The 13,548-nt window shown below is 50.0% G+C and carries 2 protein-coding genes; both read left to right on the top strand.

What is annotated here, in order from left to right; all coding sequences use genetic code 11:
- The first annotated feature begins 165 nt into the window (after positions 1 to 165).
- A complete protein-coding gene (locus ACQ4MX_RS01995) occupies positions 166 to 11,358 on the top strand; it encodes an amino acid adenylation domain-containing protein (RefSeq protein ID WP_431089043.1) in 11,193 nt (3,730 codons plus the stop codon).
- A 263-nt stretch (positions 11,359 to 11,621) separates the two neighbouring features.
- Positions 11,622 to 13,523, top strand: coding sequence for a serine hydrolase domain-containing protein (locus ACQ4MX_RS01990; RefSeq protein ID WP_431089041.1), 1,902 nt, complete (start codon positions 11,622 to 11,624; stop codon positions 13,521 to 13,523).
- The last annotated feature ends 25 nt before the right edge of the window (positions 13,524 to 13,548 follow it).

The raw sequence follows: 13,548 nt of genomic DNA, 5'->3' as shown, positions 1-13,548 counted from the left end.
ATCAGTTTTCTAAAATGCAATGATTTCACTTTGCGTGTGCAGAGGGCGGCGGCTGGTCCGACTGCCCTTGCCTGCAAAGTATTATTTTTCCGACACAACGCTCATTTACGTAACAACGCACCATTCCAACCGGGGTACAGACCCTATGAAGCAGGAGGGATGTCATTGAAAGCCTTATTTGAGAAGGAAAAAAATTACTGGAGTCATAAGCTGGAATCTGAGGATCATATCATCTGCCTGCCATACACCAACAACGTGTCCAAGGATGCAACTGCAACGAATTTAAATTCCCATACGTACACGCTCACATTTCCATCTGAAATTTCCGGGCGAATATTGTCTATAACAGGTGGCGCTCCATGGGCAGTGTTTATGGTTCTGCTTGCTGGAGTAGAAAGCCTGTTACATAAATACACAGGTGAGGAACGTGTGCTGCTGGGCATTCCGGTAGCCAAGTCTGGCAACGGTGCTACAAAGCCGATTAACCATCTACTTTTACTGAAAAACACGCTGGATTCCACAACGACCTTCAAAGCCTTGCTGTCTCAAATCAAAACCTCTGTCAGCGAAGCTATTGAGCACCAAAATATACCTTTTTGGAACTATACCGAGGGGCTTGAAATTCCACGTAACGAGGATGAACAGCCTCTTATTCACACCACGGCGTCCCTGCAAAATATCCATATTTCCGATTTTTTGAATCATGTACAATCTGAGCTGGATTTTCAATTTCAATGGGAAAACGCAGCGGTTTCCCTGAATCTGAATTACAGTAGCCACCGTTATAATGAGGCGACGATTGAACGCTTTGTTGAGCAGTTGTTGCGGTTGTACAGCGTTGTTTTGCATCAGCCAGAGCTGGCAATTTCCACAGCACAAGTGTTGTCAGAGCAAGAAGTGGAGCAACTGGTTCATACCTTCAACGATACAGCTGTGGATTATCCGCGGCATGCGTCCATTCATGAGTTGTTCGAGAGACAGGCGAAGCAGGTACCGCAGAAGGTGGCGGTAATATTCGGAAAAGACAGCCTGACCTATGGAGAATTGAATGAAAAGTCCAACCGTCTGGCTCATACATTACGTAAGCAGGGGGTCTGCACCGAGCAGACTGTTGGCATTGTGGCCGAACGCTCGATGGAGATGATCGTCGGTATGCTCGCGATTCTCAAAGCAGGCGGGGCCTATGTACCGATTGACTCTGATTACCCGGATGAACGCGTGCGCTATTTGCTGGAGGATTCCGATACCAAGATACTGCTGGTACAGCGAATGGAACATCGGCCTGCTAATTTTAAGGGAACTGTGCTCGACCTGAGCGACTCCACAATCTATGGAACGAATGATGCTGATCATTTTGATCCTGTTTTGCTGAACGATAACGGGACGTATACTGACACAGCTGACATAGGATACGTGGATTGCTTAAACCCGCTCTATTCCATTTCCACTAATTCTGAGCTTGCTTCTACTACAACCACGCAATCAGAACAAGCAGAACAGGTACGTCAGACCTACGCAGCAGAAGAACAAGCGAAGGCAACCGCTGCTGATCGCTTGGCATACATCATGTACACCTCAGGGACAACAGGCCAGCCGAAAGGCGTTATGGTGGAGCACCGCAATGTCGTGCGTCTGGTGAAAAATACAAACTATGCGCAATTGGATACTGATACGCGCATTTTGCAGACCGGGGCTGTTGTCTTCGACGCGTCCACCTTCGAAATTTGGGGTGCGCTATTGAATGGTGGACAGCTGGTACTGGTGAGTCAGGATGTCATTCTGGACGCGCCAAAGCTCAAGGAAGCTGTTCGCAGCCATGGCATTACCACGATGTGGCTGACAGCGCCGCTCTTTAACCAGCTGTCCCAGCAGGACCTGGAACTGTTTGAGGGGGTACGGGAGCTGCTGGTCGGCGGTGATGTGCTGTCCGTCCCGCCTATTAATCGGGTGCTGGAGGCCCATCCTTCCCTGCGGATCATCAACGGCTACGGGCCGACAGAAAACACGACCTTTTCCACAACACATGCGATTACTGGCGTGCAATCAGAATCGGTGCCGATTGGCCGCCCGATCCATAACTCGACGGCGTATGTCGTGGACCGTTCGATGCAGCTCCAGCCCGTAGGAGCATGGGGAGAACTGATCGTCGGTGGTGACGGGGTGGCCCGTGGATACCGCAACCACCCGGACCTGACGGCAGGAAAGTTCATCGACAGCCCGTTCCGCAGTGGAGAACGTTGCTATCGCACAGGCGACCTGGTGCGCTGGAATGCGGACGGGACGCTGGAATACAAGGGACGGATCGACGCACAGGTGAAAATCCGGGGGTACCGGATCGAGCTGGGCGAGGTGGAGGCACAGCTGTTGAAGCTGGAGGCGGTGCGAGAAGCCGTCGTGATAGCACGAGAGGATGAGCAGGGGCAAAAGCAGCTCTGCGCTTATGTGGTAACCCATGAGGATGTTGTGGCAAGTAAGCTGCGTAGCGCTTTGAGCCAGGAGCTGCCGGGCTACATGGTGCCGTCGTATTTTGTACAGCTGGAGCAATTGCCACTCACGCCCAATGGCAAGGTGGATCGCCGGTCATTGCCACAGCCGGAGGGAAGTGTAAGCTCAGGCGCAGCATATGTACCTCCTCAAAATCAATTACAAGTACAACTGGTGAGTATCTGGAAAGATGTGCTGGAGCTTGAGCGCATCGGGATTAAGGATAACTTTTTTGAAGCAGGAGGGCACTCCCTGCGGGCGACACATGTTATATCACTTATTCATAAGGAATTGCATAAAAATGTGCAGCTAAAGGACCTGTTTCAGCACCCGACGATTGAACAGCTTGCACACGTTATTGAAGCGCTGGAGCAAACCGCCTATGAATCCATACCTGTTTCGGAGCATAAGCCATTTTATGCGGTATCCTCGGCACAAAAACGGATGTATATCCTTAATCAGCTTGATGGAGCGGGAATTAGCTATAACATCCCTGGTGCTCTGACACTGACAGGTTCACTTGATCATAAGGCACTGGACAATGCGTTCCGCCAGCTTATTGACCGCCATGAAACATTGCGTACAAGCTTTGAGACCATGAACGGTGAACCTGTTCAGCGAGTACATGACGAGGTTCCTTTTCGCATGGAGTTGATTCATGCCCATGGCGCTGACCCTAAGGAGACGGATGAGCTGGTCCGCGGCTTTGTCCAGCCGTTCGATCTTGGACAGGCTCCGCTATTCCGAGTCGGATTGATTGAAACAGATCCAGAGCATCATATTTTGCTGCTGGATATGCATCACATCATTTCGGACGGTACCTCTATCAATGTGCTGATTCAGGATTTCATCCGTTTATATGCAGGCGACACGCTGCCATCACTGCGCATTCAGTATAAGGACTACGCCGCCTGGCAACAGGAGCAGCAGCAAAGTGAACGCTACCGGCAGCAGGAAAGCTACTGGCTGAATACCTTCGCGGGAGAGCTGCCCGTGCTGGATATACCGACCGATTATCCACGTCCGGCGGTGAGAAGCTTTGAAGGAGATGTGCTGGAATTTACGCTCGATCAACGGCAGAGCGAAGGTTTAAAAAGCATTGCGGTACAGACAGAATCGACATTATACATGGTGCTGTTGGCTGCTTATACGGCTTTGCTTAGCCACTACAGCGGGCAAGAGGATATTATCGTCGGTTCTCCGATAGCGGGGCGGCCCCATGCTGATCTTGGTAGCCTGATCGGGATGTTTGTGAATACACTGGCAATCCGCAATGTTCCGGCAGGTGATAAAACATTCCACGATTATGTATTGGAGGTCAAGGAAAACGCGCTGAAGGCATTTGAACATCAGGATTATCCGTTTGAAGAGCTGGTGGACAAGCTGGGCGTGGATCGAGATTTAAGCCGTAATCCGTTATTTGATACCATGTTTGCTCTGCAAAATTTGGAGCAAAAGGAGCAGCAGTTGGAAGGCTTGCAATTGGCATCCTATCCGAGTGAACAAAATGCCGCCAAATTTGATTTGAGCCTGTTCGCGCTGGAGGATGGGGAGCAAATTGCCTGCGGTTTTCAATATGGAACCCGGCTGTACAAGCGGGAAACCATCGAACGACTGGCTGTGCATTTGCAGCAGCTTATCCATGCGGTGATAGAACAGCCGGATATCGTTCTTTCGGGTATTGAAATGGTTTCGTCCCAAGAAAAAGAGCAGATTGTACAGCAATTCAACAATACAGTAGCAGACTATCCGTATCCACGGGATCAATTGCTCCATGTGCTGTTCGAGGAACAGGCCGCACAATCACCGGATAGGGTGGCAGTCACCTTTGCGGACACACAGCTCACCTACCGCGAACTGAAAGAACGCTCCGACCGGCTGGCACGCATACTCGCCTCCCATGGGATACGGCGCGGGTCCGAGCCAGAGATACAGCGAGTAGGGATTATGGCGGAACGCTCCATTGAAATGATCGTCGGCATGCTGGCGATTTTAAAGGCAGGAGGGGCTTACGTTCCCATTGATCCCGAATATCCTGAGGAGCGTATCCGTTATTTACTGGAGGATTCCAGTGCTGGGCTGTTACTTTCACAGCGACGTGAGCAGGTTCCTTTTGAACCAGGCATTCCGATCATAGATTTGAGTGATGAACAACGATGGAGCAGCGAAACGGAATATGACGCTCATATGGATGAATTAGCTGCGATTTCAACGGGGGGATCTTCCTCGGATCTTGCGTATGTGATCTACACCTCGGGTACGACAGGCAAGCCGAAGGGCGTGATGATCGATCACCGCAATGTCGTGCGTTTGGTGAAAAACAAAAGCTATGCCTCGCTTGACGAAAATACGCGTATGCTGCAAATGGGTGCAGTTGTGTTCGATGCCTCCACGTTTGAAATCTGGGGAACGCTGCTGAACGGAGGTCAACTGTATGTGGTAAGTCATGACACTATTTTGGACGCCGCCAAGCTCAAACAGGCGATTGACAAGTATCATATTAGCACCATGTTCATGACCACGGCTTTATTCAATCAGCATTCACAGCAAGCTATTGGCGTGTTTGCCTCCCTGAAGGAATTGCTCGTGGGTGGTGATGTGTTGTCCATACCCCACATCAACCGCGTGTTGAAGGAGTACCCGCACCTTCGGTTGATTAATGCTTATGGGCCGACGGAGAACACCACCTTTTCCACCATCTATGACATTACAGAACCGCAAACCCAAGCTATTCCCATTGGGCGTCCGATTGATCACTCGACCGCTTATGTGGTCAATCGATCGTTGAAGCTGCAGCCGATCGGAGCCTGGGGCGAGCTGATCGTCGGTGGCGACGGTGTGGGGCGTGGATACCTGAATCGGCCGGAGCTCACGGCGGAAAAGTTTATAGAAAGCCCATTTCGGCCTGGGGAGCACTGCTATCGTACAGGGGATTTAGTGCGTTGGCGTGCAGATGGCGTGTTGGAGTACAAGGGAAGAATGGATGAACAGGTCAAAATTCGCGGCTACCGCATTGAGCTGGGTGAAATAGAAACCCGTTTGTCCACGATTGCAGGAGTGAAGGAATCGATTGTTACCGTACGGCAGGACGATCACGGGCAAAAACAGCTGTGTGCGTATTTTGCAACAGACAGTGAATTGAGCGCCAGCGACTTACGTAACGTTTTGTCGCAGGATCTGCCTGGCTATATGGTGCCTTCCTATTTTGTGCAACTTTCCAGACTGCCTTTGACGCTGAATGGTAAAGTAGACCGCAGGGCCCTGCCTGCACCGGAGCATAACGTCGATACAGGCATGGATTATGTGGCACCTGAGACGGATGTTCAGCAAGCGCTGGCTACCGCCTGGGGGGCAATTCTTGGGATTCAGCGAGTGGGCATACAGGATAACTTTTTCCATCTGGGTGGCGACTCCATCAAGGCCATTCAAGTGTCGTCCCGATTGTTTCAGGCTGGGTACAAGCTGGAAATGAAGGACTTGTTCAAATACCCGACGATTGCGGGACTAAGCAAATTTATTCAGCCTGTTAACCGAATAGCAGAGCAGGGAGAGGTTACAGGATCTGTATTGCTTACACCGATTCAGCGCTGGTTTTTTGAACAGCCAACGGCAGAGCCGCACTATTTTAACCAATCTGTCATGCTTTATCGACAAGAAGGCTACGATGAACAGGCACTTCGGCAGGCGCTCCATCAGATTACAGCGCACCATGATGCATTGCGTATGGTTTTTCGTTCGTCGGCGAACGGGTATACGGCATGGAATCGTGGTATAGAGGAAGGCGAACCATACCATCTGGAAATCTTTGATTATAGGGACAGCGAAGTAAACGAGGGCGATTTGGCGAAGATGGTTGAAGCCAATTGCAATGAAATTCAATCCGGCATTTCCCTAAGCGAAGGGCCGCTCATGAGGCTGGGGCTGTTCCGTTGCCCGGATGGAGATCATCTGCTGGTCGTGATTCATCATTTGGCGGTGGACGGGGTATCCTGGCGCATTTTATTCGAGGATTTGGCGACTGCTTATGATCAAGCCTCCAAGGGAGAACAGGTGATTCAGTTGCCTCATAAAACGGATTCATTCCAAACGTGGGCCCAGCAGTTGTACGCTTATGCCAATAGCCCAGCCATGGAACGTGAGCGCTCGTACTGGGAGGAGCTTGCACAAGCCGAGCTGGTTCCCTTGCCGCAGGATTACGGGCATCATGAACACGAAAAGCCGTTGATTGGTGACAGTGAGTCGGTTACCGCTGTATGGACAAGTGCGGAGACAGAGCAGCTGCTCAAGCAGGCCAATCGTGCCTACCACACCGAGGTTAACGATCTGTTGCTGACAGCGGTAGGGATGGCACTGCAAGCGTGGAGCGGATATGAGCGTTTCCTGATTCATCTGGAGGGGCATGGACGCGAAGCTATTTTACCTGAGGTAGACATTACCCGAACAATAGGGTGGTTTACAAGTCAATATCCTGTTTTGCTTAATATGCCGGAAGAAATGGCTCTTTCGCAACGGATTAAGCATGTGAAGGAAGGACTGCGCGGCATCCCGCAAAAAGGGATCGGCTACGGTGTACTGAAATATGTAGCCGACCGCCAGACACAGGCACCGGAGGCATCTCCAGCCCTATTTACGACAGATCCCGAAATCAGCTTTAACTATTTGGGACAGTTCGATCAGGATATGAAGGGAAATGATCTGGAGTCATCCCCTTATAGTGGGGGCATGCCGCTGAGCCCGACCATGGCTCGGACGTATACGCTGGATTTTGGCGGCATCATTTCGGGAGGTCAGCTGGGTCTGACGATTAGCTATAGCCGTACCAGCTATCGACCGGAGACGATAGAGCGATTGGCGAAATTGCTGGAATCGAGCCTGCGTGAAATTTTAACGCATTGCATCCATAAAGAACACCCGGAGCTGACCCCAAGTGATATTTCCTATAAAGGAATGAGTGTGGAGGGCTTGGACAGCCTGTTATCTGAAATGGGTGCTGCGGGTAAGGTCGACAATGTATATGCACTGACCCCGATGCAAAAAGGGATGCTGTTTCACAGCCAGCTGGATAGTCAAGCAGCCGCGAATGATGCGTATTTTGAGCAGGTTTCTTATGATATGCGAGGTCGGATGGACATTCAAGCTTTTGCAGAAAGCCTGAATATTCTGGTTCGGCGACATGAGGCGCTGCGTACACATTTTTATTTTGGCCGGGATACGGAACCGTTGCAGGTTGTGTATCGAAGTCGGGATTGCGGCTTTCAATATGAAGATTTACACAAGCTGGATGTGGACACAAGGGATACCTGGGTGAAAAGCTTCGAGTTGGAAGATAGAGCACGAGGCTTTGATCTGCGTCGGGATGTCCTGTTGCGTGTAGCGATTTTACGTACCGGAGAAGACAGCTATCATTTTGTATGGAGCTTCCATCATATCGTCATGGACGGCTGGTGTCTGTCCCTTATAAATAAAGAAGTGTTTGAAAGCTATGCAGCACTTCAGGAGGGCAGAGTGCCAGAGTTGGCACCTGCAGTGCCGTACAGCAGCTATATTGAATGGCTGGAAGCACAGGATCGCAAGGCGGCAGCCGACTACTGGAGCAGCTATTTATCCGGGTATGAGCAGCAAACAGCACTACCAGCTGTAAAATCCGGTCGCAAGAGTGAAGGCTACACGGCCAGCGATTGGGCGACGGATTTGGAGCGTGAGCTGACCCTCCGGGTGGAGGAGACAGCTAAGCGGTATCAGGTGACCATGAATACGTTATTACAAACCGCATGGGGGATTGTGCTGCAAAAATATAACAACCACAGTGATGTCGTATTTGGCAGTGTCGTCTCAGGTCGTCCATCAGATATTATCGGGGTCGAGGATATTATCGGATTATTCATTAATACCATTCCCGTTCGCATCCGCAGCGAGGCAGGGGAATCTTTTGCAGAAGTTATGAAGAAAATGCAGGAGCAGGCGCTGGCTTCTCATGCGTATGACACGTATCCACTGTTTGAAATTCAGGCATTGACCGATCAGAAGCAGGATTTAATTAACCATATTATGGTGTTTGAAAATTATCCGGTGGAGGAGCAGGTCGAGGAGCTGGGAAGTGACGGGCAGGATGCATTCCCGATTTCCAACGTGGTGACTGCAGAGCAGACCAACTACGATCTGAACGTCGTCGTTATGCCGGGAGAATGCATCAAGATTCGCTTTATGTATAACGCGTTAAGCTTTGATCAAACAGACATTAAGCGTCTGCATGGACATTTTGTGAATCTTCTGGAGCAAATTTTGCTTAACCCGAATGTTTGCGTAGAAGAGCTGGAACTGGTTACAGCGGCGGAAAAACAACAAATTACAGGAGAGTTTAATGACACTGCCTCTGCATATCCACGTAATCAGACGATCCAAAAACTGTTTGAGGAGCAGGCTGAGCGCACGCCGGATCATATTGCCGTAGCTTTGGGTCATCAATCATTGACCTATCGGGAGCTCAATGAGACAGCCAACCGATTAGCGCATACGCTGCGGGATGCAGGGGTGAAGCCCGATGAACCTGTCGGCATTCTGACGGAGCGTTCGCTGGATATGATTACTGGAACACTCGCTATATTGAAGGCTGGAGGCGCGTATGTGCCGGTAGACCCTCAATATCCGGAGGACCGTATCCGTTATATGCTGGAGGACTCGGGAGCCAAGCTGCTGCTGGCTCAGCAGGATTTACTGGATCGTTGCTATTTTGACGGACAGATTGTGAATCTGAATGATGATATGTCCTACAGTGCAGATGCTTCCAATCTGGGTATAGATGGAGCGGGTCATCATGCTGCTTATGTCATTTATACCTCAGGTTCGACAGGCAAGCCTAAGGGCGTCGTTGTTGAGCATCAAAGTGTCGTGCGCCTGGTCCGCAATACGGATTATGTCCCATTTGATGAATCGACCCGCATGCTGCAGACTTGTGCGTTTGTATTCGATGTGTCTACGTTTGAAATTTGGGGTGCGCTGCTGAACGGCGGTCAGCTTGTTCTCGTGCATAAGGATGATCTTTTGGACGCGGCCAAGCTTAAAGAGACGATACGGGATCATCGCGTCACCATGATGTGGCTGACTACACCGTTATTTAATCAGCTTTCGCAGCAGGACAGTAAGCTTTTCGGCGATGTGAAGTATTTGCTGGTTGGTGGTGATGTTTTGTCTGCGCCCCATATTAACCGGGTCCTGCGTGACAATCCGAACATGAACATCATTAACGGCTATGGGCCGACGGAAAATACAACCTTTTCGACGACGTACCACATTACGGAAGAACAGCTGGATTCAGTGCCGATCGGACGCCCCATCCGCAATTCGACGGCGTATGTTGTGGATTCGTCATTTAACCTGCAGCCGGTCGGAGCCTGGGGTGAGCTGGTTGTCGGCGGAGACGGAGTTGCACGCGGTTATCTGAACCGTCCTGAGCTAACGGCCGAGAGATTTCTTGCTAACCCGTGGATAGATGGAGATCGCCTGTACCGTACGGGAGACCTTGTTCGCTGGCGTGAAGATGGCATGCTGGAATACGCTGGACGGATTGATCAACAGGTTAAAATTCGCGGTTACCGGATTGAGCTGGGCGAGGTGGAGGCGCGGCTGGCAAGTGTACCGTCCGTACGGGATAGCGTTGTTATCGCTTTGCGGGATGGAGCAGGCCAGCAGCAATTATGTGCTTACTTCACTTCCGATGAACAGCTGACTGTCCGCGAGATTCGGGCTGTGCTGTCGGGTAGTCTGCCGAGCTATATGATTCCATCCGCATTTGTACAGCTGGATCGGTTTCCGCTGACGACCAATGGCAAAATCGACCGCAAAGCGTTACCTGTGCCGGACAAAGCGCTGCACACGGGTATAGAATATGTCGCACCGCGAACCGATGTGGAGCAGCTGCTGGCAGCCATTTGGCAGGAAGTGCTCGAAATCCCGCAAGTGGGTATCCACGATGACTTTTTCACGTTGGGGGGACATTCCTTGAAAGTGCTGGAGCTTGTACGCAAAGTTCACCTTGCCACAGACATCGAGCTTCCAATCCGCAGTGTTCTGGAGTTCCCGACCATAGAAGAGCAGGCGCTCGCATTATTAAAATCGGATTTGCAATCCAAGGCAGATAGTCCAATCATTCGTTTGAATGAACACGGTCCTGTCTCCATCTTCTGCTTTCCGCCCATGCTTGGATACGGGCTGTCGTTCGCGGAGCTTGCGAAACAACTGGATCAGGACGCAGTCGTGTATGGATTGGAGTTCGTAGATGATGCTGCGAATGAGCAGGAAATGTTGGCACGGTATGTTGATTTGATCGTCAGCACGCAAGCGCAAGGCCCGTATGTGCTGCTTGGTTATTCCATAGGCGGTAATCTGGCGCACAAGGTTGCCGACACGCTGGAGCGTCAAGGTCATGCTGTATCCGACATTTTGATGCTCGATTCGGTCAAAAGGACGGAAGCCCTGCCCTTCACAGTCGAAGAAACAGAGCAGGAAATTCATGCCATGCTGGAACAGGTTCCCGAATCCTACCGTGAGCTGTTGAATGAAACGTACCAGCGTAAAATGATCGCTTACGCGGTGTATGGCAACCAGCTTGTGAACACAGAGAGCGTTCAGGCGAATATTCACGGCTTTGTCGCCGTTGGATCGGAAACGGTCAAGGGTACAGGAGATAACCGACTTTTATGGAAAGACGCTACACAAGGAAGCTATGAAGAGCATAGCTTGATTGGCAATCATTATGAACTGCTGGAACTCGGATTTATCGAGGAAAATGTAAAAAGTATCCGTGTCGCAATACAAAACATAATCCGAAACATGGACAAAGACATGACACAAGATTTGGCACATCATAATTCTTGAAAAACTACGGTCGTTGATTTGACTGGAGTTCACTAATTTTTAATCTGTAACCCATGAATCCTGATCGAACATGTAAGAAGCCCACTGCTTACGCGATTCGATCAGGATTCGCTCTATCATCTGCACTCCCGCTATGGGAAGTGCGATGATTCCATAGCGCCATGCTGATGGCTCCGAATCCGAGTGAAAATATCTGCTCCGCTATGCAATCACCGCACCGTCAAATCAATGAACTAACTTCATACGTAAGGATGGTACTTTATATGAAGAATAGAGGCATTTGTTGCCTTTCCGCATTCATAGCAGCGTTGTTTCTCTGGAACGTGCTCATTGCTCCGGCATGGGCAGCAGTCAGCTTAACGCCGAATCCATTGGAAAAAGCAGTGGATCACATCATGAACACAGAATTGGACAAATGGCATATTCCGGGGGCTGCCGTCGTAGTGACCCAGGGAGATCAAATTCTTTTTAGTAAAGGGTATGGATATGCAGACCTGGAGCGAAAAATAGCTTTCGACCCGGCGAAGACCATTGTTCGTGTCGGCTCTCTAACCAAATCTTTTAGTGCAAGCGCCGCTATGCAGCTGGTCGAGCGAAACAAGCTCGATTTGAATGAAGACGTAAACAGCTATCTGCATAGCTATGAAGCTTCGCAATACCAAAATCAGCCTTTTAATCTGCATCAGCTTTTGACACACACCGCAGGATTGGACGAAGCGCTGTACGGCATTAACAGCTCGACTAATGCAGGCTCTTTGCCTACAGAGCAGTATCTCAGCACTTATTTTCAAAATCAGCCGCCCATTCGCGAGCCCGGAATTCAGTTTGATTACAGTAATGTCGCCTACGGTCTGGTCGGTAATATAGTGGAGCAAGTGAGCGGTCAGGGGCTGAATGATTACCTCCGTACCCATTTGTTCGACCCGATGGATATGCCGAGCGCAACACTGGATTTGCCGCTAAATAATTCGGCACTGGCCCAATCGTATCGGTGGAAACATGGAGCGTATTTGAAACAGCCTTTTTCGTATATTAATCTGCCGGGAGCAGGAGCGTTGAACGTCACACCCAACGAATTTTCACATTATCTGATCACTCATTTAAACGAAGGCAGATATGAGGGGAGGGCGGTGCTCCAGCCCCAAACGGTAAAAGCCATGCATACACAGCAATTTGCAGCAGATCCACGTCTGGATGGCGTGGGCTACGGATTTTTCCGTGGCCAACTGGAGACGGGCGTACCCATGCTGTGGGCTACTGGGGAAATTGATGATTTTATTTCCGAAATGATACTGATTCCGTCTCAAAAGATTGGAATTTTTATGACCATTAATACGGCTGACACGGACACCCTGCTTCATGGAGAAGTCATAAATGCGATAGCCCAAATGCTGCCCGCAGAGCCGCAGGCCGATTCTCAGTCACTGTCTCCTTCTGCTACCCAAGTGAAGCTTCGCCCAGAGATCGAGGGCGTATATCAGGTGAATGTGAACCCCGTTCATGGGTGGGGGAAATGGATTCGGATGCTGGGAAGCATTAAATACACCGTTCAGATTCAAGATGATCATACGTTAATTGTTAACGGTGTGTACCCGAATGAAAATGAAGCAACGAACAAAGTTTTTCAAGCAGCAGGCGATGGGCTGTTTGTGGAAAAGGGGGGACAGCTTAAAATTTTGCTGTATCCGCAAAACGGTACATGGATGATGGTCGCCCCGGATAGTAAGACCATGAAGCAGACGACACTTTGGCACCGTACCTGGACGCTGCTTGTCAACTACGCTGCTGCCTCCTTGTTTTTCATCACAACCCTGCTGATTTGGGTCGTAAGGTATGCAATAAGATCTATCCGCAAAAATAAAGTTCACATTTCTTCCAATCTTGCATTCATCGCGTTGCTAAATACGATTTTTCTCGGCGTGCAGTTTATTTATGGTAACAGTCAGATTGTATATGGCTATCCGACTTGGTATATCTGGGGGATTTGCACGCTCCCGCTGATTTCAGCCCTAATTGCCGTATGGGTATTGATCGTGAATGGCGCGAAGCTGATTACAGGGGAAAGTAAAACTAGGGCTATAGGGAAAATCGTGTTTGCGGTACTCACGTTATTGCACACGGTATATCTGTTTTATTGGAACTTCCTTCCTGTTCATTACTCCTGAATATTTACAAAACATCGCATGTCCG

Source organism: Paenibacillus sp. 8b26, from assembly GCF_050626875.1.
Taxonomy (GTDB): domain Bacteria; phylum Bacillota; class Bacilli; order Paenibacillales; family Paenibacillaceae; genus Paenibacillus.
Note: the sequence above shows the minus strand (reverse complement) of the source record. Positions and strands in the feature narration are given on the sequence as shown.

Coding starts and splice junctions, on each gene's coding strand:
- ACQ4MX_RS01990 (WP_431089041.1), top strand. CDS start 11,622: ATGAAGAATAGAGGCATTTGTTGCCTTTCCGCATTCATAGCAGCGTTG.